Genomic DNA, 24,284 nt, shown 5'->3' with positions numbered 1-24,284 from the left:
TTGTCATTAGAATTAGTTGATTTTCATTGCCATTTGGATCTTTATCCAAACTTTCCTGAGCTAGTCACTGAATGTGAACATAGGAGAATATATACTCTTGCTGTTACAACTACTCCTAGAGCATGGCAAAGAAATAATATGTTAGCCGAGCGAACGAAATATGTACGTGCAGCTCTTGGGCTACACCCTCAATTGATTGGCGAACTCGGCCATGAAGTTGATGTCTTATGTGACTTAATACCTGAAGCTCGGTATATTGGAGAAGTCGGCTTGGATGGTTCTCCTCAATATTCTAACAGTATGGGCTTACAAAAAAATATTTTAGACAAAATACTACATTCATGTGCAAAAAATGGTGGCCGCATTATAAGTTTGCATTCACGACGTGCGACTAGAGAAGTTTTGGATTTACTCGAAACTCATAAAAAATCAGGAATACCTATCCTTCATTGGTTCTCAGGAACTTTAAAAGAATTAGAAAGGGCTATTTGCCTTGGATGCTGGTTCAGTGTAGGACCAAATATGTTACAGACTAAAAAAGGAATAGAATTAATCAAAAACATTCCTCGAGATAAATTGTTAACTGAAACAGATGGACCATTTACTCAGGAAAAAGGGGAACCAAACATGCCTTGGAATGTAGGTATCGCCATTAAGAAATTGAGTATAATATGGAAGCAAGACGAAGCACTGGTTCAAAATCAAATATTAACTAATCTAAAATCTTTATGTAAAGAATAATGACTTACAAACAATATAATCTCTTACTTTAATAAATAATACAAAAATACCCCTTCGGGAGATCGTCGTATTTGAGTACGACATCGTACGACACAGTACGCCATTTGTAGGAAAAACCCGCGGCAAAATTTATAATAAAATCAAGTGGTTAAAATTGTTAAGCATGACTCATAATCCGTTGGTCCTAGGTTCAAGTCCTAGTGGGCCCACCAATAAAATCAAGTAGTTAACGTAAATAATCCAAAAGCAACTCCCTCCGTGGGGCACTCACGGGACACTATCAAATAACAAATAAAAACAACCCACAACTATTTGCAGGTTCTTGAGGACTTTCTCATTTGCGGGGCACTCGCTAATTAACAACACAGCACCCTAAAACATAAAAATAAAATTGGAACTATAATAAAGGAGATTACTTTTAAAATCAGGGACTAATTTATACAAGGACAGAAATGGCTAGATCAACTTTTCCTCAGCATGTTGAGAAGTTAATTCAATTTCTTGGCAAGCCCCATGAAAAGGCAAACGAGGATCTTGCGCTCTCATACTTTAGAGAATTATTTCCCAACTTTACTCGTCAATCAGACGCAAACAGAGCAGATGGATATGTCCCTGGGCATTTCGTACTAGAACTAAAAGGAAAAATTACTGATTGGTACAGTGGTCTTTTTCAAGGTTTAGCATATAAAAAAACACTGGATTTTACAGTTATTGTAGTAGCAGCCGAAGGATTTTTAGCAATTTGGCATATAGAAGATATCCCAAGTGAGATTTATGAAGCTATGCTAAGCAAAAAAAGTGCCCCCAATCAAATAGGAAAAGAGCTTGCATCATTATTTAAACATCAAAAACATGAAATATTAAAAAGTGCAATTTGGTACGATGATCAATTGTATGGACTTTTTTTGAATGATAAAAAGCTAGTCCTTGAAAAGATAAAGTCTTTTGAAAATACACTTAAATCATGTAGAAAAGTAAGACAAAAAATAACAATAAAGAATTTTACTTCAATATTAAAACAAATGGTTGAGTACTTCGACCCAGCACGCCCTATTAAAGCAGTTAATGCTTTTTATGCCATGATTTATAGCTGGGATCAAAACTCTATTTTAATATTAAGCAATAAAGACTCAACAGCAGCTACTTTAAGTGGTGAAATAATAAAATTTCTATTGCCTGATAAAAGAATAAGATTTAAAGAATTTGTTGAAAATTATTACATATGTTTATCTGAAAATGAAAACACGGATGATTTTTTCGCCCAATATGATAAAGCAATAAATGTGGTTGATGAAAATTTTAGAGTTCAAAATGGAATTTTTTTTACAAATTTAGATTTATCCAAATTCGCTATGTGGCTAGTTAAAAAAAATATTCCAGATCTTGGAAAAAACTACATTGTTATTGATCCAGCCTGTGGTAGTGGGAATTTAGTAACCAATTGGCGCTCTCCATTACAGCTCAGGCATAAAATAGTAAGCGAAATTGAACCTGAATTATTATATGCCGTTGAAAAACGCATGAAGGGTGATGTTTGGCACAATGGAAAATTTACTGTAGTGCCTAAAGTAGAAGAGCAAAAAGGACTTAACTTTCTTGATATCAGTGCTCAAGAATATATTGATATTATAAATAATGCATTAAAAGATAAAGGCCTAACCTTTAATAAGCCACTTGCATTTTTATGTAATCCACCCTACCGTGGTCATGATGACCAAACAGCAAATAAGCCTAACTATGAAATCCACTCCTCCATTATTGATATAATTGGTGAAGAAGTAACAGAGAGCTATGGTTATTTTTTAGCACAAATGAAACTAATATGTGATCATGCCTCTAGTAGCGGTTTACCAGATAGATCTATATTACTCCTATTTACAAAATCAACATGGCTAATAAATAGGAAAAGCTTTAGTCGATTACGTAGAGAAATTTTTTCATCTTTTGATTTTATCGATGGGATGCTTGTAAACGGTAAGGAGTTTTTTGATTTAAAAGGAAAGTTTCCAATTGCATTTACTATTTGGAGCTATAGAAAAACCAATATCATAAGAGAAAACTATGAGATTTTTATAAGGGATCTCACTTGGATTAAGAAGCACGATTTAACCATATTGCCTTGGACTGAACAAAACCTATTAAATGAACATTGCGAAAAATTAGTCAATGATAAAAAAAGCATAATAATCAATTTTGGTGCTGAAAGATCTTTAATTAAAAATTGGATAGGATTAAAACGGAAAGACTTTATACGTAATAAAAGAAAGGCAGAACGTGAAATTATTTATTGTGGCGGATTACCTATAGGTGATGAGCGTATAACAAAAAATAAGAGCACATATGGAGAAAACACCGGTTTATCTATAGGATTCATGGATGAGCTCACACCATGTCGTGTTAACTTATCGTATAAAAACAATTATCCATGGTTTCGTCTAAACTCTCAATTTATGGATTCTAAAAGATCAAGATGTTTTTCAGGCCCACCAGATAATCGGGGCTATTGTCCCCATGATTACAATTCATCAAAAAAGGCATTTTTGTGGTTCTCATTGTCAAGAGTATTTTATGAGATGGGTTATCCATTATGGGCTGATGCATTTGAAATCTGGGTACCTGATATAAAGAAAAATATAGAGGATATTGTTGCAAAATATTCTTTTTCAATTGGATTCGCTGAAAATGAATGCGTAGAAACATTATTTCCTGCGAATAACCCTATAAACGGTGCAATTGAAATTAACTGTTATAATCCAATGAATCCCGTAGATCCAGACTCCTTTTGGTCAGAAACTTTATCACCATTATTTTTAAAACAAACAGACTTATTACCAGCTCGTTTAGTTAAATCTGTAAATGATTTATATGACGAATGGAAAACAAAATTCAAAATCACTCCTGAAATTAGGGTATCTTATCAACGCCCATATTTTATTGGTGAAGGAATGCTTAAACCAACCGCTGGTATTATCCAAATAAGAGATTATGCTAAAGAAACAAATGATCTAAAGTTGTTAGACTTGTATAGTAATATTCAAAAACTATTAAAAGAAACTAAACAAGCTTTCTATGAATTATTAGTAAGCGAGTCTGTTGACTATTTTAATTCTTTTCCGAAAACACAACCTCTAGCAAATAATAAGATAATAGAAAAAAAATATTCAGCTAGCGAAACAAAACTTACACTCGCAGCTATGATAGTAAAATCACTAGCTTCAAATAGCCGAAATTTTGGAAAAACTAAGTTCGCAAAAGTATTCTACATTACAGATATGCTTTCAAAACATAATTTGAAAACCAAATATTACCGTGAACAAGCTGGACCATTGGATTATAGTCTTTTTTATAATGAACAAGATAAGATAGAAAAACTAGCTTTAGAGCGTGGATATTTTACTATGGTTCATACGGGTGAACGAGTCCATTTTATTCCTGGAAATAATATTGATGAAATTGAAGAAAATAAACACTTAATATTTGGTGAAGAGACACATGAATTAGAGCGTGTAATAGATAAATTCAAAAAATTAAATTCTACTCAAGCAGAGGTTGTAGCTACTCTATTTGCTTGCTGGAACGATTTATTGATTGATAAAAAAGAAATCACAGATGATCTCATAATTAATGAGTTCCATAGTAACTGGCATCATTCAAAAACAAGATTTAGCAAAGAGAGCCTTTTGAAGGTTTTGTCTCAAATGAAAGAACACTCGATAATCCCTAAGGGAAATAAAGGACATACACATATAAAGCCCCATAAAAAATAGAAATATGATTGCATAAAGGGTGCAGATCTTGCCTTTTTGCTTTAATAAAATTGGAAAATATTTGGGGCTCTGCTATTCACGAATTTAAAGAATTATAAAATTACCCTACTAGCAATAAGCAAAAGGCATTATTGAGCCCATATTCATGTATTTAAAAAAACTGCTCCAGAACCTACAAACGGCTCAATCAAACGAGACCCCTGAGGTAAGCTGGCTCGAATCTTATTTATTATATGAAACTTACCACCAGCCCATTTTAAAAATGGCCTAATAGGAACTATTAAGTCCTGTTCATTGTTTTTTCTCATTATTTGCCATTTTTATCTATTTTTAGTCTAGTTTAGAAAATGAGGACTCATTTATGCTCTATAATTAAACAGTGGCGTCTTGCCTTATTATTATTTTTCCTCTGAGCAATTGCTGTGATGAAGGGCAATAATGCTCTAAGAGGGCTTGGACTAATCCAAGAAAATAATAAAGGTGCTTTATGCTGAACAAGCTAAAAACCGTTTATGTAAGGCAACATTGGAGAAAGCTATCAAGCTTCCCTGTTCATGTTCGTGCTTACTGGCGGTCTCAACCAAGTAGGCGTTAAGTCTACATAAGGCGTTTTCGCCACCCCCTTTGGGGCAAAGGAGTCAATAAATATGGATATTATTGCAGCATTTCGTTGGGACAGCTCTGAAAAATCAATTAGCTTTATGGCAGTTGATGAAAATTATAGTGTGCGAATTATTCCACTAAATACTAAATTACCAAAAAACAATTTAAACCAACTCTTTCAAGAAGCCGAAAATACAATTAAAGGATTTTTTAAAGAAATTGAAACTATTTATCGCGGTAAACCAGATGCTAACATACGAATAGAATATAAGATTGTAGGTCATGGTAGCCCTGCACATCACTACCACACAAAAATGCATAAACCGAGTGATAGCACAGAATTTGTAAGAAAATCTTTTTTTGAAATTTTTAATGATTATAAGAGCGCCTATTCCTTACGCCTTGCTGAGAAGCAATACCGCACAAATCTGAAAAAACCAGCATTAACTGAATTTAAAGCTGGACTTGATAATTTAGAGCTCATTGAGAAGAAAAAAAACAATGCATATCAATATCATCTTTGGGCTTTGATACTCCATGCCACAAAATCGAATTACGCAAAGGAAATTACTAAATTAACAAAAATACTCAAGCCAGAGAAAGTGCAGCAGATAGATAAGAAGAAGCGGCATCCAGCATAGCTATAGATAAACTTATTTCAATTTCTAAATTATTGATTAAATAATATGTAACAAGCGATTGCTTAACAGATTCTTCCTTATGGCTTTCTTCTATTCCATTTAGAATAACTGAAAGTTCTTTACGCCTAATCCAAATTAGTTCTCTATCCTTAGAACTTAAGGACTCATCAAGGTTTTTTCTGGCGCCGCGAAGATATAAAAGAGCCGCGCCCAGAGGATATTTCTTTGGTAATATTTTATTGCCTTGGGGAACCATATTAAATTCGCAACCACGAAATGTGCAATATTTAATCATATTTAATTTGGAATTGCAATATTTTAGTAATTTTCCGCTTCAAATGTCCCTTGAGTGTCCCATGATAAATTAAAATATTAATTATTCCTTGTAAATATAATCACTTATTGAAAATTTCAATATGATTAATATTCATATGACTCCTTGTGTTTTAGTTATGTCTTGCAATTCTCAATGAATAATAAAGGCTCAATATGGATAAATCTTGACTTAATAATTTGACTGTTGTAGTGTGTTTTTATTTTTTATTAATTGTTATGGCTAGTATTGAGAAGAGATCAGCGCAAGATGGTAAAACATCCTACCGAGTAAAAATTAGACTCAAAGGTTTTCCTGTACAAACAGCAACTTTTGAACGACTAACAGATGCTAGGAAATGGGTACAACAAACGGAATCAGCAATCCGTGAAGGTCGGCATTTCAAAACAAGCGAAGCTAAACGCAGAACTCTCGCAGAAATGATTAACAGATATATCAAAGAGTTTATCCCTAAAAAACCTAAAAACAGCAAAAATACCATTCTCCATCTGAATTGGTGGAAGCAAGAATTAGGAGAATATAGCTTAGCTGAGATATCACCTGCATTGATAGCTGAAAAAAGAGATGAATTAGCAGCAGGAACAACTTCTCGCAATGAATTACGATCACCATCTACTGTTGTACGTTATTTGGCTGCCCTATCTCATGCCTATACCATTGCAGTAAAAGAATGGGGATGGGTCGATGAAAACCCACTTCGTAAAGTCACAAAGCCTAGAGAACCAAGTGGTCGCGTGAGATTTTTATCCGATGAGGAACGAGCAAAATTATTATCTGAGTGTAAAAACAGCGAAAGTCCATACTTATACATAGCTGTTGTATTAGCTTTATCCACTGGAGGCCGAAAAATGGAAATTTTAGGCTTACGTTGGAAAGATGTTGATTTAAATCGTGGCATTATCGTGCTTCACGAAACTAAGAATGGTGAACGTAGGGTATTACCCCTAGCTGGCCATGCTCTTGAATTAATGAAAGAGCATGCGAAAGTCCGCCATGTAAACTGCGATTTTGTTTTTCCCAGTCATAACTTCCAAAAATCCATTGATCTCCGCACTCCCTTTGAAAATGCATTACTAAGAGCAGAAATAGCTGATTTTCGATGGCATGACTTACGACATAGCTGTGCATCATATCTAGTCATGAATGGAGCAAGCCTTGCCGAAATAGCTGAAATTTTGGGTCATAAAACTTTGCAAATGGTTAAACGTTATGCCCACTTGTCTGATGCACACACCAGCAAAGTGGTAGCCAGTATGAATGAGAAGATTTTTAACAATAATATATAAGGACATACTATGTTAGTTACAAAAGCATTGGAGTCAATGCACGCTAGTCTTGCTGTAGCAGAGTATTTTGCAAAATCCGCTGAAAATACAAAAAAACAATTAGAAGCAATTTGTGTAATACCTAAAGTCGATTTTATAAAAAATTTATCAAAAAACATAAAGATAAATAGTCCATCATTTAATGCTCCTACGGATCTTCAAAATTTTATAAGTGCTAGCCAAACCAGACAGAAATTGCTAAGTGATTACGAACCAGAAAATTTTTCTAAAACTCAATTAAATATAGATCTACCTTCAAAAACACAAAAGGAACCACCTCCAGTAAATTTATTCATTTTAAACATCACCGCCCCCTCTTCCGAGAAAAAAGAAGTTATCAATAAATGTAATCGGCAAAGCTCCAACCCTCCAAAAACGAAAAAATCAGAGCAAAAATTAAAAGATATGATCAGTGCCATCAATGAATTAATTATCACAGCCCAAAAGCACAACATATTTATTGATAAAAATAAGATGCCCACTCCAAAAAAAGGATTCATTATAATTTTAAAAAAATTATATCCTAAAATTTTTAATACTAGCCCATCAACAATAGCTGAAAACTATTTGAGTTGCACAGAATTTAAATTCCAAAATGGGGTAAAAGGAAATAAGTGTGAGGATTTAAAACGACTACAAGCGTTGTTTGGGTAACAACCTATTATTACCAAAATAATTTTTTACCCCTATTTCCAAAACTTTCCCATATATTATGGCCTCTAAAATTAGGGTATTTTTTTATTAAAAATCACCCTAATTACCTGAATTTTTTAACTACAAATAATATGACATCTTACTGACTAACGGCAATAACGCTGCATTAACCTTAACCAGTAGGAGTCAGTATGATGATTAAAGAAGAACCATCATTCAGCAAAAAACACCCTCATTACATTCCGGTACCCCATTGGGATAGGTATCACGATTGGCCATCTATTGCGGCATTACGCAATTTGATTTTCAACAAAAAAACAAATGGCTTTGAAAACGTAGTCGTAAAAGTTGGCAAACGTGTGCTTATTGACGAAGCAGCATTTTTTGAATGGATTGCAAGTCAAGGAAAAGGGAAATAATCATGGAGAAGAAAAGCAGCCCAGAAAATCTGGGCAACCTTAAAAGAAAGCCTACTTATGACAACTCATTACTAGCACAACATAAAAGAATATTAAAGCATTTTAAAAATTCACCCACATTATCTACCTTTGAAGCTCGTGATAAATATGGAATCCCTCATCCAAGTGGACGGGTATTAGAGTTAAGAAAAAAAGGATATTTAATTGATACTCATTGGGTTTATCAGACTGACAATAACGGGGCAGTTCATCGTATAGGTCTATATCTTTACCGTGGCAGAAAGGAGACTCCATAGTGAACAATTCCGTTTCTATACAGTCCATTGATATTAATCGATTGAGATGCTGCGTTAAAAGTCTTATACAAGCCCTGCAAATAGCAAATTCATATTGCGAAAATAACCCAGGTATTACGTTAATAAGACAAAATTTACATGAGCTTAAGAACATTATCAAAACAATAGATGACAAATAAGAGCTGAATGCTTGCGAGTCGATATGAGTAACGAAACTCAGTCAGTTTTATACTTATAAAACCACTTTGCAAGCATCCGCCTTATTGGGATGAAAAAACTATGCAATCACAAATTACCATAGATCGTTTTTTACGTCACAGAAAATCTGGTGACTATAACCTACATGCACATGAAAAATTGGTTATGTTCTTTTTAGCCAGCTATATGGGGAAAAAATCAAGCTGTTATCCTTCAATACCATCTCTTGCAAATGATTGTAGCCTATCAGTTGATTCAATCAAAAGAGCAATAAAAGCTCTTGAAAATAAAGGATTGCTAAAGATTACTAGAATTTTAGGACGTAATAATCAGTACGCTTTTAATTTAAATATTATCGAACAACCCAGTGCAATGTCCACCCAGTGCCCACAGCACCCAGATGCAGGTAGCACTTACCTCCAAGTGCAGAAAGCACTCCCCCTCAGTGCCAAAGGCACTTCTAATAACAATAGTAATATCATCAAAAAATCCACATCAACAGATTCTGATTCTAAGCCCAAAACAAATATCATATCTGACATAAAAGAAATTTTTAGCTATTGGCAAGAGGTAATGAATCACCCAAAAGCAAAAATGGATAAGAAACGCGAACAACGAATAAAAAATGCATTAAATAGTTACACCAAGATAGAGCTAAAAAAAGCAATAGATGGTTGTAGCAAATCACCATTCCACATGGGGAAAAATAATGCTGGTCAGATTTACAATGATATTGAATTAATATTACGTGACTCAACACATATTGAAAATTTCATTAATACTAGCAATAACAAGTTACTAGGTAATAACGATCTTAATTGCTCATTACCTGAGTTTATGAAAGGAGTAATTTAATCATGATGCCCAAAGAAATATCAAAATTATTAGCTCAACGGGCTGAAGAAATTGCACGTTTACTATTACCAAATGGAAAAAAAATTGGCAGTGAATGGTGTGCAGGGAATATTAATGGAGATACTGGGAAATCATTAAAAGTACATCTTAATGGTGAAAAATCTGGTGTATGGTGTGATTTCGCAAATGGTGACAGTGGTGACCTAATTGATTTGTGGGCTAAAACCAAAAGAATAAACATCGCTAATGCAATGAAAGAATCATCCCTTTATCTAGGTATATCTCAACCCAGCTTTGTTGTATATAAACAACCAAATTACATTAAACCCAAACAAAACTATAAAGAAATACATGATGCTTCATCCGAAGCCAAACAATATCTAATAGAGAAAAGAAAATTACATTTTGAAACAATTAAGGCCTTTAGAATTGGGGCACGAAATAACCAAATTGTTTTTCCCTATTGGCGCGATAATCAGCTTTTTTTTGTCAAATATCTTGATTTATATCGCCCCAATAATAAAAAAATCATATCTGTAGAAGGCAGCTGTGAGCCTTGTCTGTTTGGCTGGCATTTAATTTCAGACACCACAAGATCTGTGACTATCTGTGAAGGTGAAATAGATGCAATGACTTTATATCAATATGGCATACCTGCCCTATCGGTCCCATTCGGAGGTGGTAGCGGTAACAAGCAACGTTGGATTGAATCAGAATATGATCGGTTAAGTATTTTCGATGAAATTTTTCTATGCTTTGATGATGATAGAGAGGGACATTTAGCTGTCGCGGAACTTGTAGAACGTTTAGGTAGACACCGATGTCGAATTGTAAAACTACCCTACAAAGATCCAAATGAATGTCTACTTGCAAATATCCAGCGAGATGAAATAAAGCAATATTTTAAAGAGGCTCGAACTTGCGATCCTGACGAGCTGAAATCTGCATATCTCTTTCTGGATGAGGTAATTGAGCAATTTTATCCGTCCCCCAATACCCCTCTTGGGTACTTTTCACCATGGGGAAAAGTAAAAGATTCAATTTTATTCAGGCCAGAAGAGCTTTCTATATGGACAGGGATAAATGGACATGGAAAAAGTCAGTTTCTGGGCCAAATTATTTTAAGCTGCATGCAGCAAGGTGCTAAGGTTTGTATCGCCAGCCTTGAATTGAAACCTAAACAGCTATTAATGAGGTTAACTAGACAAGCTGGGGCACTATCCACCCCTACGAAAGAATATATTCAAGCAATCCATGAATGGTATCAAGATAAACTATGGATATTTGATTTAGTTGGAACAGCCAAATCAAAACGATTACTAGATGTTTTTCTTTATGCTCGTCAGAGATATGGGATAGATGTCTTTGTAATTGACTCACTAATGAAACTTGATATATCTGAAGACGACTACAAAGCGCAAAAGACGTTTATTGAACAACTATGTGATTTTAAAAATCAACATAACTGTCATATTCATGTAGTTGTCCATCCTCGAAAAGGCGCTGATGAATCACAGCCACCTGGCAAATTAGATAATAAAGGAACAGGGGCGATCAGTGATTTAGCTGATAATTGTTTTTCAGTTTGGCGAAATAAAAGTAAAGAAAAATTATTGAGGCAACAAGAGAGTGGTATGGTACTTAAACCTGATCAATTAGAGCAATTACAAGGCATGGATTGCCTATGGAACTGTGACAAGCAACGAAATACTGGTTGGGAAGGTGGTTTTTCCTTTTGGTTTCATAAAGCGACACTACAATATTTACAAGCCCAAAATGATAAGGCTAGAAGGTTTGTAGAATATTCTAAATTCACAAAAAACGATTGATAAATATTTGGGTCTTGCCCAATATTCAACTCTATTTTTTACGCCTCCGATTACTTTCTCTTATTGCTTGTCGACCAGACTCGGTTTTAGGGCCGGTTGACAGACCACCATGCAATTTACAACGTCCGTTTATAGCTCTATCTCTAAGGTTGTCCCAAACAGACGGAGCATGACATAGAGTATTTTTTCTGGTTTTAGCATTACATGTTCCCCTTTCAGATCGTCGAGTTTTCGGAGAATTAGCAAATAATGAAATGCGGACATTAAAGTTTTTATCAAAATACAATGCAACCATATTTACCCTCCTATTCCTACATAAATCCAGAGTCCATGACGTGCGCGTGTATAGTGTCAACCTTCATTGATTAGATCATAAAAAACCTAGTAATGACAGTAGTTATCAGCGGACATTGGTTACATTTCTTTTCATTACACCAGCGTATCTACTATATTTTATAAAGGGGATAGGGACAAAATTTATATAAAAGGAATGAATTATGCGAAGTTTACCTCTGAGACAAAGGATAGGTATATCTTTCGGAATTTTATGGCTATTTGGTTCTATGCTTATTTCCCTATTTTTCGCAAATGTTGAAAGTGTAATGACAGGTGTGGTTATATTTTTAATATTGGGCATTTTGCCAGTGATTATAATAAGTTGCCTTTGGTGGATATCAGAAGGAGTGAACTGGACAAAGAACAAATTAATTATAACCCTCAGTTTAATTATAATCGCAACTTTAATAGTTTTTTGCTATGCCTATATATCTAATAATTCTTCAAAAGCTATCTTAAATTCAAAATGGGGAATGTCTGAACAGGAAGTTAAGCATGCTAATGGTGAAGGTAACACAAAGTGGGGAGGAGGTTTTATCCCGCCAGATATGGATGGTGAGAGAGGAGTAATACAACCAGCTCCAAGTTCAACTCATAATGCCGAGAAAGTTGTGATGATATTGCAAAATTCATTGTTTTTACCAGAATACAGCAAAAGTTTTTATGTAGGTTATTACTTTTTAGATAATAGTCTATATGGATATAGCCTATCCTATTCTACAGATAGTAAAGAAGAAATTAATGAGATTTTAGAAAAGCTTAGAGATAAATATGGCGAAGGTATGGTGCTTAAAAAAGTTCCTGAAGATGAGAATGAGATTGTAGCTCTTGGTTGGGTAAAAGAAAAACAACATGTTTTTTTCTCTGTAAGAAGTAGAATTGATGACGGTGTACTTAAGTTATTTGCTAATATTGAAGTTACTTATCTCCCTATATATAACAAAATTTATAATCCTTGATAATTTATATCGCTAAAATTGGTCAATGATTATATGGGTGTAAGTCACTTAATCTATTTGCTCTATAATCATAACATAGGAAAGTGCACTACAATGGAGAGGTTATGAAAACTAAAAAGGAAATTTTAAATTCAAATAACTTTCAATATCATTTTAATCGCGACATATACTATAACAAACAAAGCAAAAAAATATTTAGTACAGAAATTATCCAAGATAATACTGAAGATTGGCTAGTTGATAAGATTCAGGAAAAAAATAACACTGGTAGTTGGCAAATATATTTTAATGGTGGTTGTACTCTAGACATGAAAAAAGAATTAATTTCTGAGCTTAATAGTTCTTCTTAAAAATATCAGTTGAATTCATGGGGCACTGGTGGGGCACTCAGAGATAAAAAGTGACAATAATCCACAATAGACAAGAACAACTGTTTTAAGTTAACCTCCTGATTAAATTATTGTTATTTGCTGATATTGATGGGCAATTGTTAATCACATATAACTCATAATCCGTTGGTCCTAGGTTCAAGTCCTAGTGGGCCCACCAATTAAAGCCAGTAAAATCAATCGGTTACACTTGATACCGTAAATCCCAAGAAACCCACTACTATTTTGCGCATCATGCATTTTCTGAAGCTGATTACCAAGACACTAGCTTTTGATCTTTAATTTATATAAAATTTGGTTTTAAAATGTGGTTTATGGAAAAAAATGCGTAACTTTTGGCTTAAAACATTTGCAGGTATTCCACTCGAAAATTATTTTCGGCATTTAACTTTCGGGTTAATTTTTCCTGTAATTTTTTTTCTTATAATGTTAAAGGGGCATTCGTTTCCGATTAATGCCATATTTTATTGTATTATAAATACAATTTTATATCCCTATTCTCGTTTTATTTATGAGAGTTTTGTTAACTTTATACTAGGCAATAATATGTTTATAGTAAATGCATTATTGTTGCTCTTAATCAAAACATTTACAATAACTCTATGCTGGGCTGGAGCAATATTCATTGCGCCAATTGGACTTATATATTTGTACTATTTAAATACTAAATACCAATCTTGAGTTGCTGGAATCCAGCCGACCTATTGAGTCGCGCCATTCTTCAACACTGCCCTTAACGAACACAGCCGGCTCAGTAGCATTGGTACTATGGAATACAATCATTTCTTTTGAGTTCCTAATACATTGAGCAACTGTTACAAAGACATCCCCATCCCAACCCAGTTTATCAACACATCGTGCACGAGTATCTACCGGGAAAACCAGTAAATAGAGGCTAATAAATCGCGAGCTGTTCTATTAGGTGAAATACTCGATTCTAATTTTGCCAGCTCTCGCCTTACATCGTAGGCATCACCCTACAATAAAGCCAATGGCCTCGCCCACTGATGAGTTACCCCATCATCATCCTGTCATTCTGGCAAACGACCCCATTCGCCGCTCTGAGCATCTCGAGTTTTGGCAACGACATGCAATGGTGCATATATCCACGGTGGTGAAGGAGCGCAATCCTTATCAATACCTATAAAAGTTAGCCCCCCACTAGTTAACCGAAAGCGACCACCGGCATAGTCGCATACAATTGGACGCTGCTTTAGTGTATTTGCTAATTCAATAACATGATTTTGTGACATAGATTATTCTCCAAACAGCAGTGAACCATTAGAATGAATCAAATTCATTCTGACGAATTTTAAATTTATGCGTTCTCAACGAGCTGTAACTGACCTTCGTCACTGGTTGAGTAATAAATTTTTTGTCGTTGGAGAAAATTCACCACATCGCTTTTTCGGTACAACACGTTACGACCGATTTTTAAATAAGGAACACCACCACCCGACCAACGGTTACGTTCAAGTAACTGAGTGGAGCAGCTTAATACCGCAGCAATCGTTTGTTGATTAAAAAACGCTGAATGTGGCGCAGATTCAAATTCGTTTAATAGATGTAAACGGGATGGTTTTTTTAAAGTCATAGGACATTCCTCAATTGTTTACTCCTCAGCCAAATGCCGAGATGTATCTTCCTTGAACAGAACTCAACGCATCATCTAGTATCACCCTGGACAATTGATTGATATTCTTTTCTCCTAATCCTTTGACTTCCAATTGCCTACATTGGAACATCGGGCTTACTCCTTAAGCTTGGAAAAAGTATCTCGTATTCCCTCAAAGAATGTCAAGCACAAAAGATCAATTTCAAAGATGTGTTATCGAACGATATTGATTGATACTAAAAATGAAATATAACATGTCATAAATTCGCAATTCGCGAATCGCGAATTTATCATAGCTTTTGATATTATAACTTAAATGCAGAACTATCAGTGTCCCATACGTCCCAAGGTTGCAAAATAGGCGAGGGACCAGTCTAGCTCAGTAATGGCTTGGATGCCCCACCTGTCCCAACAGTCCCAGGCATTTCTTACAAGGTCCTCAATGAAAAAAATCATTTATATTCAATATTAGACGGACTTAAAATCCATATTGGACGAATTTAACCATATGTTTAATAATTATTTTTAATGTTTTCATCTATTTAATAACGCAATAAACTATAACTTCCGCAACCGAATAAACTATAATCTCAACAACACAATAAACTATGATTTCCACAACATAATATACTATAATTTCCACATACAACTATAAATTGAAATATTATGAAACCTTCAGAAAAGCTAGCGGAATCACTAGAAGTTTTACACAATCTACAAAAGCAAGGTAAGTACGCTATCCAATCAAAAGATATAAGTCGTACTCATAGAGAGCGACTTGTAGAAAATGCATTTTTAGAAGAGGTTGTAAAAGGTTGGTATGTACCTATAAAACCTGATGAACAAAAAGGCGAAAGTACGGCTTGGTATGCTTCTTTCTGGAGTTTTTGTGCTTCATATTTAAATGAACGATTTGGTGACGAATGGTGCCTTTCCCCAGAACAATCTTTACTTCTTCATTCAGAAAATTGGACTGTGCCTAAACAACTCATGATACGCAGCCCCAACGGAACAAATCGTAATATGGAGTTGCCTCATAATACGGCCTTATTTTCAGTACAATACAAAATGCCATCGACTCAGGATATAGAGATTAAGCAGGACATGCGAATTTATGCAATAGTGCCAGCATTGCTCTATTGTTCACCTAAATTTTTTTCTCAATATCCTACTGAAGCACGCTCAGTTTTATCAATGTTTAATAGTGCATCTGATTTTCTGCATTATTTATTAGAAGAAGGACATTCTTGGATAGCAGGAAGGATTTGTGGCGCACTTCAAAATATTGGCAAATCTCACGTGGCAGAAGAGATCAAAAAAACCATGGAGAGTGCCGGTTATCAAATACGAGAAGAAGATCCTTTTTTAACAAATACACCGATAGATTTCTCCGCAACTTATAAGCCAGCGTACCGAAGTCGTTTGAAAGTTATGTGGCATGAGATGCGCGATGTAGTTCGAGAAAACTTTCCTAAACCTCGTCTTACAACAATCGATATTAAAAAATATATAGAACAGGTAGATGAAAAGTACATCTCGGACGCTTACCATTCTCTATCTATTGAAGGTTATCAAGTAAGCCGCGACTTAATTGAAAAAGTTCGTTCTGGACAATGGAATCCCGATGCTACAGAACAAGATCGAAATCACCGCAGTGCATTAGCTGCCCGTGGATATTGGCAAGCATTCCAAGCAGTAAAAAAGAGCCTTATGGAAATATTGAATGGAGACAGCCCCGGAAAAATAATACAAAAAGAACATGGGGATTGGTATAGAGAATTATTTCAACCTAGCGTTGCTGTAGGGCTTTTAAAACCAACTGATCTGGCAGGATATAGACGAAGTCCTGAATTTATACGTCAATCCAAACATATTCCTCCACGTTGGCAAATTGTTAGTGAACTAATGGAAGAGTTTTTTCAGTTAATAATTCAGGAAAAGGAGCCTGCTGTTAGAGTTGTTCTCGGACATTTCTTTTTTGTTTATATCCACCCTTATTCAGATGGTAATGGCAGAATTGGACGTTTTCTGATGAATGTTATGCTAGCAAGTGGCTATTATCCATGGACTATTATTCCTGTGGAGAGAAGAAATGAGTATATGGAAGCACTTGAACAAGCTAGTGTTAATCAGAATATTGTTCCCTTCACTAAGTTTATTGCTAGCTGTATTGAATAGTATCGGTTTTACATTAAGACATTACGGAGAATTACAATGGAATTTGCGAAACCAGTTAAAGTAGCCCTTGGTCGGCTAGAGCATATTGCTTTTATAAAACGGCACTTGGATGTTTACAAAAAACCAGATATTACCCAATATCCCATAGCAGCTTATGAGTTTGATTTTCTCGATTTCATTTACAGCCTAGGACTTATAAACATCTTAGTCTTTGTTTGCATCAGCCTATTCCCCACATACTTTAAATATGATCCTTTTAAAGTTTTTAATATTATTCCAATCATGCTTTTATTAATAGCCAATACATTTCTTATTGCTGCAGTAATAGTGCTTTTTCATTGGGGGTTGTGCAAAAGCATTGGATTTATTTATAAAATAAAGACTCATACCTTTTATGAGGCTGGTATATTTTGGCGAGTCTTTAGAGTTTTATCCCTCTCTTATATTCTTATAATAATCCCTCTTTTAATAGGAATTAATAGTAGTGTCTTCACGCACGAAGAATTAGGAGCAACGCTAAATCTTATGCTTCTAGTAACAGTAATATTGATATTTATGCTTCAAATAAAGTTACTTGCTCTTCCCCTATATAGAATTGGTAAGCAATTTGGTAGAACTCTAGGCTTAATCCATGTTTTACTGGTCATTGCGAATGCATTATTTATAAATAATCTTTTTTGGAAACACATACCGCCTAGTATTTTTATAAATACACAAGAATTCATAAAAGTATTATCAACCAAATAAAAGGTAGTCATTATGCTATGAAGATCTCATCATATACTGGAGTATAAAGTTGGTAACTTGCTACATAGGCTTACGTAAAGGTTCTACATCCTTCATAATATACCCTGCTATAACATCATTATTTATTTTATGATTAAAGCATAAGCAGGTAAATCAAGGCTATCTGCAATAGTAGTATACATTATGCCTAATATTGAAATGAGAAATAGCAGAACATTAATCATGGGGCAAATTGCTATAAATTTTTCAGGTAAAACCAAAATTTCATCACCTGTTGCTGGCAAAACCTGTACGGCCCTCTATTTAATCATTTGGATTATAGGATGTTGAGTATGAACTGGATTAGCAATATAACCAAAATATATCGTGGTAGCAGTGGCGGCAAGTTATCAATGCCAGTATGGTGGGGTATGGTTGCCGTTTTTGTGAATTCATTTGGTACAATGGCAATGTTGTTCCTATCTCTTTATTTCGTTTCTGATTTGGGACTCAGTATTACGGAGGCAAGTGAGCTAATCAGCTTATTTAGCGTTGGGGCAATATTCGGTGCATATCTTAGTGGTCGCTTATGTGAAAAATATACGCCAAAAACCGTTTCCATTTGCTCGTTAATATTAAATTCGATTGCTTTGATGTCAATACTTCTTTGCAAAGATTTTTATTCCTTACTATGTGTGACTAGTGTTATGGGGGCTGCGAACTCATCATTTATTCCAGCGAATCGCATTTGGTTAATGAAACAATGTGAAGAAGATCAGAGAGCTAGAGTGAATAGCGTACGTTTTATGATGGCCAATCTAGGAATGGGTATCGCTGTTGTTATCGGAGGTATTTTAGCGAAATTGAGTTATCAAATTTTATTCATATTCAATGGTACAGCATTTCTGCTTTCCGCGATTATATTGTTGTTATTGAAAACGAATAATAGAGAATTAAATGTGGTGCGGAATAACAGCACTGTACTAAAAACAAAACAGCAGAAATTGTTGACTCTTCCCCTCTTTTTCGAAAACAAAGGGTTCTTCTGGATTTACCTGTTACTATTATTAGCAACATTAACATTTTCTCAGTTATGGGTGAATTATCCTATATACATGCGCAATAAGTATTACCTTGATGAACAGGGATTCAGCAGTATTTTTTTGATTAACACTCTGCTGATTGTCCTGTTTCAGGTCGTTATTGTTGATCTCGCTAGCAAATATAATCTTTTTGTTAGCGCCGCTATTGGGTCATTTCTTATTGGTTTTGGCATGTACCTACTTATTATGGGTAGCTCATATTTTCTGGCAATAATATCCTGTTTTATTTGGACAACTGGGGAGATATTAACGTTCCCAATTCTACAGACCCTATTGTACAACAGAGCTAAAGACGATAATAAAGCCACTCATATGGGACTTTATCAAGCTGTCTACGCTTTTGCTAATGTTACAGGCCCGATATTAGGCAGTATGGCGTATCAATACAGGTCTGGTGACGGTATATGGTTGCTTTGTGGTGGGATGGGAATTATTTGCCTTTGCATTGGTTTGATCCTATTCAAAGACAAAACATGGGCCCAACTTGTTAAATCAAATTAACAGACTAATTCACTACTTCAATCATTGAACAAATGTTGCCCAATCGAAATGCACAATCGTTCTATGCTTCTGTAATTGTTTCGATTACTGGTGGTAAGCTAATACGCTTACTATTCTTATTCTCGTAAAAGCCCGTCCTGGAGATTTTCTTTAATGTATTCATTTTGGTTTTGATTTATATATTTATTGTTTTTGTAATCTACAAGCGAAAAATGGGGTTCAAGTTTTAAATAAACTGACACAGACAAACGGTCTCGACACAAAGGGGGACTAACTCTATGCAAAACAGATGAATATTCTCCGCCTGTAATTACTTCTAGGATTTTCCCTATTATTAATACTATATGACCTGATTTAGGCACTATACTATGCCACATTCCATTATTATAAACTTCAAGACCCGGCTCAGATGAAAAAATCATTGTAAGGAGCGTGATGTCTTTATGCGCTACTAATTTATTTTTAGGTTCAGAAAGAGAATACTTATAGAAGTTGTATACTAAAGTAGGTGAACAATTATTTAATACCTCCGGGCAGTATTTACTAATGCCTCCTTGATCAAATATTTTTTTTATTAAAACAGAAGCTACTTGAGATTTTAATTGTTCTTTTACGTTATCCATAGTCGATTGTTCAATCAATAATGGTTCAGTTAATGGACCACCTCTGTAGGCATAGCGCTGCAGAACCATATTTTTTTCTTCACAATTTTGGAAACCTTCAGATTTTTCATCAGTAAAAGCAGACAGTAGTTTTAAGTTTTCAGTTTGATTGAAAAACCGGTGTCCAACTTCTAAAAGTCGTATTAGATTTAACTCTGCCTCTTGATTTATTTTTACATAACAATATCCATTTTGTTTCAGACTATTAATTTGTTGTGTAGAAATCTCGTTCAGTGAGATAGTAACGGGGGTAGTAAAGTCATTCATGAATCAATTCTCTTAAGCCATATTCTTAAAAAGTTATAGGTTGTAGTAATCTGGAGGTTGCCGCTTAATTTATGCGTTAAAGTTGGGGGATGCTATCATAGGTTATGCTAAGAATGTATCAAATATAGTTATTGATACACATTAAAGTCTTATCAAAATTATGTTTCAAAATCATTGGATGAATATAGCGAATTTTGCACAGATAAATAGTCTACGTAGTGATAACCTTATATAATGTGCCTTTTTATCTGGGGGGCGTAAAGTAAATGGCAAGCAAAAAAATATTACTAACAGGCGACACTCCGACAGGACAGTTACATCTTGGTCATTGGGTTGGCTCATTAGAAAATCGTGTGCAACTGCAAGATGATTATGATTGCTTCTTTTTGTTAGCCAATATGCATGCGTTCACAACTCGACATGAGCGCCCCAGTGACATAAGACAAAGTGTATTGGATATCACCTTGGATTACTTAGCTGCGGGTATAGATCCTAACAAAAGCAATATTTTTATACAATCTGAGGTGCCAGCCATTTCCGAGTTAACATTTCTCTTTAGTATGTTAATTCCTTTTGCTCGAGTGATGCGCAATCCAACGATTAAAGATGAGATCAGAGATAAGCAATTAGGCGAAAGTTATTCTTTTGGATTTCCATTATATTCTGTGGGACAAGTCGCTGATATATTGGCGTTTCGTCCTGAAATTGTTCCTGTTGGGGAAGACCAAATTGCTCATCTTGAAATGACCCGTGAAGTTGCTAGACGGTTCAACCAACTCTATTGTAGTGTGGACTCTCATGCGACTGACGATGAAAATTTAGCACTAGGGGGATTGTTACCGATTGTAAATGCGAAACTTGGAAGGGTAAAAAAATTAGTGGGTACTGGTGGACCTAATGATGAGGGGCGTTTATTAAAAATGAGTAAATCGCTTAATAATGCCATCTTATTATCAGATGACAGCAAGACTGTACAAAAGAAAATCATGGGCATGTACACTGATCCGAATCGGTTAAGCGCTACGGACAAAGGCACTATTGAGAATAACCCTCTGTGGATTTTTCATGATGCATTTACACTAGATAAAGACTGGGTTGAAGAAGCTAAACAAAAATATCAAGCCGGTACAATAGGTGACGTTGAATGCAAAAGAAAACTAATCGACTCCATTGAACAAATATTACAACCTATGCGACAAAGACGACAAGAGTATGCGGCTCATCCAAAAGAAATTCTAAGCATTTTACAACAGGGAACAATCAAGGCAAATGAAGTCGCAAATGAAACACTAAACCTTGTTAAGAAAGCCATGAAGCAGGATTTTTTTATTTGAGACAAGAAATTTGAATGAATTTAAGTTTGAGCAGGTTGTTACAAACCTGCTCAAGACTCAAAATTAACTCAAAGCATAAGCTAAAGTTAATGTAACACATCGAATAAAATCAGATGAGACACCTCTTCGACCCTCCAAATCAACACATGAAGAAGTTCCATATTTTGATGCAAGGGCATAAAGCATATCTGAAGAAATATCAGCTCCAAATGATCGCAAAACAGCAGATGCTGTTTCTGGATTAAAATTCATCTGAGCAGTATATTCGGGTAGCGCTTCTCTAATACGTTGAAAAACATCTTGATGTGCATCTAATATGCTTTGTATATTCTCGTTAGAAAAATCAGACAGCGCGTGATCAAGATTTGTTGCTCCTCTCAAAACAAGCAACGTCGCATCAATGGCATGCCAAGTCGCAAGAGGCTCATTAAAAGTTGTCTGGCTCTCTGTCGTGGCATACTTCAATTTCTTAATTTCTTTGTGAATATTTTTTGCAATTCTTATATCAAAACCCACAGCAGTGGCAACTTTCTCAACTACTTCTTGGCTTAAGACAAACATAACACCAGCCCATGAATCAGTCAGCTCCATAGCCTTTTTGCTTATTACGGATGCGTTTTCTTGTATTAACCTAATGTCACTTTCAATAACTGCGGGAGGTCTTACCAAATTAACATTTATTCCATGCTTCAAAAATACATTTTCCATAAGTAATCCTTAAAAATAATTACAGCGGCGGCATTTTAATGTCGATAAAAACTAAATGCAAGCTGAATCTTATACCTTCCATTAGTTAAAAGAATTGCCCCCTGTCCCTCTTAAACAATTATTATGTCTCCTAGATCACACCATTTCAAAATAAGCAAGGGACCCATCTAACCCAATAAAGACGAGGGCATCCCGGTTGTCCCTTTTGTCCCTCACTTCAATAGTAACTTTGCAACTACCACCTGATTATTTTAATTTAAAGATTCTTTGACAATTTTAGGCATAAGAAAGTTACTAATAAAATTCACAACCTCGGGCAAAGGTATAATGTCAATTTCATTCTTATTTAAACTCGTGAAAAGGAATGTTGATTAATCATGTTTCTCAAAAAAATAGAACGAGATCTCATAATTTGATTTTTTTTCATTATAAGGATCTGAAGCGATAAAATACTGATAAGCATTTGATGCAGGTCATGAGAACGGATTTATTTGCTGGGTTATTGTTTTTGCAGGATTGAATCACTTCAACAGGGAGCATTGCATGTAATATTCCGCAAATGGATAAACAAACAAAATACATACTTATTTTTTTATACTCATTGCTTTGCCCCAGTAGTTTCTATTTAACATCATGTTAACAATATTCAAATAATTTAACTTATATCACCTCTCATGTTAAAGAAATCGCATTTTCTTAACATGAGAATGAGGTCATGTTAAGAAAATGCGATTTCTTTAACATGACTATTTAATCTACAATGGGAATATTCATTAATAATCGATAAAGATTGTCGTTAAGGTATAAATTGTCTTTTGCTATCTTGTGCTTGGATAACAATTTAATTTGTACCAACTCATCCAAATATTTTGAGGCCGTTTGACGAGATTTGCCCGTATCACTCACTACAAAGTCTATTTTGGTATAGGGATGCTTGAATAAATTATTTAATAATTCATGACTATAAACTTTAGGCAATTTATCTTTCATTTCTACTTTATAACTTTGCATTAGTGCCCTGATCTCGCTAATTAAAAGTGTTGTCTGCTTTGCAGTGCTTTCAACCGCTTTTAATATATAGAGTATCCATGACTCCCAATCTTTCTCATCGCGTACTTTTTGTAATAATGAATAGTACTGTTGTTTATTCTGGTTTATATAGCGCGACAAATACAAAATAGGTGTATCCAGCAACCCTTGTTTTACTAAATAAAGAATATTGAGAATCCGACCTGTTCTTCCATTGCCGTCATAAAAAGGGTGAATACTTTCAAATTGATGATGAATTAATGCCATTTTTACCAGATCATCATAGCTACAGCGTTCATCTTCATTGATGAATCGTTCTAAATCAGACATCAGCCGAATAATCTCATCCCTATCTTGTGGTGGTGTATAAATCACTTCACCAGTCTGATCATTTTTCAGTTGTGTACCCGCCTGAGTACGAAAACCAGCGTCATTTTCTTCAAGTGTTTGCTGAATAGTTAATAGCGTATTGTTTGTAATTAATCCCATTTCTTTAACTATCCTATACCCACGATTTAATGCTTGGGCATAGTTATGCACTTCTTTTGCACTATGGGATACAAAGCTTTTTGACTCATAATCACTGCGATATAGATCATCATGCGTTGTGATTATATTCTCAATGGCAGAACTTTCCTTGGCCTCTTGCAAGGACAAAGTACCAATCAAGATATATTGATTAGGAATATTTGCAGCAACCCCTTTTACCTCACCTAAGGCCTGATGAGCTTTAGCTGCTGCTTTTAAAACAGCCTTGGTTTCAAGATCACCCACCTCAAATAAAGATGGCATTGAATCTTTTAAAGTCATAAGAA

General features: G+C 34.8%; 22 protein-coding genes and 2 pseudogenes. 15 read left to right on the top strand and 9 right to left on the bottom strand.

The window, feature by feature from the left end; all coding sequences use genetic code 11:
- Positions 1–741, top strand: a complete 741-nt coding sequence (gene qatD / locus G543_RS0103170; RefSeq protein WP_202972360.1) for a Qat anti-phage system TatD family nuclease QatD — start codon at positions 1–3, stop codon at positions 739–741.
- 452 nt (positions 742–1,193) lie between these two features.
- Entirely contained in the window at positions 1,194–4,508 is a 3,315-nt protein-coding gene (locus G543_RS0103165) for a hypothetical protein (protein WP_028383239.1), read from the top strand.
- A 146-nt stretch (positions 4,509–4,654) separates the two neighbouring features.
- On the opposite strand, the pseudogene G543_RS18585 reads toward G543_RS0103165, so the two are convergent.
- Positions 4,655–4,816 (bottom strand): annotated as a pseudogene (locus tag G543_RS18585) (DNA adenine methylase); the annotation flags it as partial.
- 339 nt (positions 4,817–5,155) lie between these two features.
- Between G543_RS18585 and G543_RS0103155 the strand changes: the two are divergent.
- The gene (locus tag G543_RS0103155) at positions 5,156–5,752 is read left to right on the top strand and encodes a hypothetical protein (protein WP_028383238.1); all 597 of its coding nucleotides are present in this window, start codon (positions 5,156–5,158) and stop codon (positions 5,750–5,752) included.
- On the opposite strand, the gene G543_RS0103150 is transcribed toward G543_RS0103155, so the two are convergent.
- The gene (locus tag G543_RS0103150; RefSeq protein ID WP_133141393.1) at positions 5,700–6,008 is read right to left on the bottom strand and encodes a hypothetical protein; all 309 of its coding nucleotides are present in this window, start codon (positions 6,006–6,008) and stop codon (positions 5,700–5,702) included. The two genes, G543_RS0103155 and G543_RS0103150, sit on opposite strands and share 53 nt — an antisense overlap.
- A 257-nt stretch (positions 6,009–6,265) precedes the next feature.
- Between G543_RS0103150 and G543_RS0103145 the strand changes: the two genes are divergently transcribed.
- From G543_RS0103145 to G543_RS0103120, 6 genes are all read left to right on the top strand, one after another.
- On the top strand, positions 6,266–7,372 hold the full coding sequence (locus G543_RS0103145; RefSeq protein WP_242602597.1) for a tyrosine-type recombinase/integrase: 1,107 nt from the start codon (positions 6,266–6,268) through the stop codon (positions 7,370–7,372).
- A 9-nt stretch (positions 7,373–7,381) separates the two neighbouring features.
- Positions 7,382–8,065 carry a hypothetical protein gene (locus G543_RS0103140; RefSeq protein ID WP_028383235.1) on the top strand — a complete coding sequence of 228 codons (684 nt, stop codon included), beginning with the start codon at positions 7,382–7,384 and terminating at the stop codon, positions 8,063–8,065.
- A 191-nt stretch (positions 8,066–8,256) separates the two neighbouring features.
- Positions 8,257–8,484: a hypothetical protein gene (locus G543_RS16955; protein WP_035921294.1), complete on the top strand. Its 228-nt coding sequence runs from the start codon at positions 8,257–8,259 to the stop codon at positions 8,482–8,484.
- Between the two features lie 2 nt (positions 8,485–8,486).
- A complete protein-coding gene (locus tag G543_RS16950; protein ID WP_051190558.1) occupies positions 8,487–8,780 on the top strand; it encodes a helix-turn-helix domain-containing protein in 294 nt (97 codons plus the stop codon).
- A gap of 279 nt (positions 8,781–9,059) precedes the next feature.
- Complete coding sequence (locus G543_RS18285) at positions 9,060–9,833, top strand: helix-turn-helix domain-containing protein (protein ID WP_028383233.1); 774 nt, start codon at positions 9,060–9,062, stop codon at positions 9,831–9,833.
- Positions 9,834–9,835: 2 nt separating this feature from the next.
- Positions 9,836–11,662 carry a bifunctional DNA primase/helicase gene (locus G543_RS0103120; protein ID WP_028383232.1) on the top strand — a complete coding sequence of 609 codons (1,827 nt, stop codon included), beginning with the start codon at positions 9,836–9,838 and terminating at the stop codon, positions 11,660–11,662.
- A 31-nt stretch (positions 11,663–11,693) separates the two neighbouring features.
- On the opposite strand, the gene G543_RS19525 is transcribed toward G543_RS0103120, so the two are convergent.
- On the bottom strand, positions 11,694–11,957 hold the full coding sequence (locus G543_RS19525) for an HGGxSTG domain-containing protein (RefSeq protein WP_035921292.1): 264 nt from the start codon (positions 11,955–11,957) through the stop codon (positions 11,694–11,696).
- A gap of 202 nt (positions 11,958–12,159) precedes the next feature.
- On the opposite strand from G543_RS19525, the gene G543_RS0103110 reads away from it, so the two are divergent.
- The gene (locus G543_RS0103110) at positions 12,160–12,957 is read left to right on the top strand and encodes a hypothetical protein (protein ID WP_028383231.1); all 798 of its coding nucleotides are present in this window, start codon (positions 12,160–12,162) and stop codon (positions 12,955–12,957) included.
- Between the two features lie 104 nt (positions 12,958–13,061).
- On the top strand, positions 13,062–13,307 hold the full coding sequence (locus G543_RS0103105) for a hypothetical protein (RefSeq protein ID WP_028383230.1): 246 nt from the start codon (positions 13,062–13,064) through the stop codon (positions 13,305–13,307).
- Positions 13,308–14,006: 699 nt separating this feature from the next.
- Here the strand turns inward: G543_RS0103105 and G543_RS18580 are convergent.
- From G543_RS18580 to G543_RS19385, 3 genes and pseudogenes are all read right to left on the bottom strand, one after another.
- A pseudogene (locus G543_RS18580) lies at positions 14,007–14,599 on the bottom strand (DUF927 domain-containing protein); the annotation flags it as partial.
- A gap of 65 nt (positions 14,600–14,664) precedes the next feature.
- Positions 14,665–14,940, bottom strand: a complete 276-nt coding sequence (locus G543_RS0103090) for a hypothetical protein (RefSeq protein ID WP_028383227.1) — start codon at positions 14,938–14,940, stop codon at positions 14,665–14,667.
- Between the two features lie 25 nt (positions 14,941–14,965).
- Positions 14,966–15,091 (bottom strand): hypothetical protein, encoded by a 126-nt coding sequence (locus tag G543_RS19385; RefSeq protein WP_274519376.1) that lies wholly within the window; start codon positions 15,089–15,091, stop codon positions 14,966–14,968.
- 536 nt (positions 15,092–15,627) lie between these two features.
- Here G543_RS19385 and G543_RS0103075 point away from each other — a divergent pair.
- The 3 genes from G543_RS0103075 to G543_RS0103060 all read left to right on the top strand — a co-directional run bounded on the left by G543_RS0103075 (position 15,628) and on the right by G543_RS0103060 (position 19,469).
- Positions 15,628–17,139: a Fic family protein gene (locus G543_RS0103075; RefSeq protein WP_028383226.1), complete on the top strand. Its 1,512-nt coding sequence runs from the start codon at positions 15,628–15,630 to the stop codon at positions 17,137–17,139.
- A 36-nt stretch (positions 17,140–17,175) separates the two neighbouring features.
- Positions 17,176–17,886 (top strand): hypothetical protein, encoded by a 711-nt coding sequence (locus G543_RS0103070; protein ID WP_028383225.1) that lies wholly within the window; start codon positions 17,176–17,178, stop codon positions 17,884–17,886.
- Between the two features lie 332 nt (positions 17,887–18,218).
- Positions 18,219–19,469, top strand: a complete 1,251-nt coding sequence (locus G543_RS0103060) for an MFS transporter (protein ID WP_035921291.1) — start codon at positions 18,219–18,221, stop codon at positions 19,467–19,469.
- Between the two features lie 116 nt (positions 19,470–19,585).
- On the opposite strand, the gene G543_RS0103055 is transcribed toward G543_RS0103060, so the two are convergent.
- A complete protein-coding gene (locus G543_RS0103055; protein ID WP_028383223.1) occupies positions 19,586–20,398 on the bottom strand; it encodes a 2OG-Fe(II) oxygenase family protein in 813 nt (270 codons plus the stop codon).
- A 266-nt stretch (positions 20,399–20,664) separates the two neighbouring features.
- Between G543_RS0103055 and trpS the strand changes: the two genes are divergently transcribed.
- A complete protein-coding gene (trpS, locus tag G543_RS0103050) occupies positions 20,665–21,732 on the top strand; it encodes a tryptophan--tRNA ligase (protein ID WP_028383222.1) in 1,068 nt (355 codons plus the stop codon).
- 63 nt (positions 21,733–21,795) lie between these two features.
- Here the strand turns inward: trpS and G543_RS0103045 are convergent, their stop codons facing one another.
- Positions 21,796–22,440, bottom strand: coding sequence for a hypothetical protein (locus G543_RS0103045; protein WP_028383221.1), 645 nt, complete (start codon positions 22,438–22,440; stop codon positions 21,796–21,798).
- 750 nt (positions 22,441–23,190) lie between these two features.
- A complete protein-coding gene (locus G543_RS0103040; RefSeq protein WP_035921289.1) occupies positions 23,191–24,279 on the bottom strand; it encodes a Fic family protein in 1,089 nt (362 codons plus the stop codon).
- Between the last annotated feature and the right edge of the window lie 5 nt (positions 24,280–24,284).

The sequence above is a fragment of the Legionella moravica DSM 19234 genome, from assembly GCF_000423305.1.
Taxonomy (GTDB): Bacteria; Pseudomonadota; Gammaproteobacteria; order Legionellales; family Legionellaceae; genus Legionella; species Legionella moravica.
This window is presented reverse-complemented; position numbering and strand designations above follow the sequence as displayed.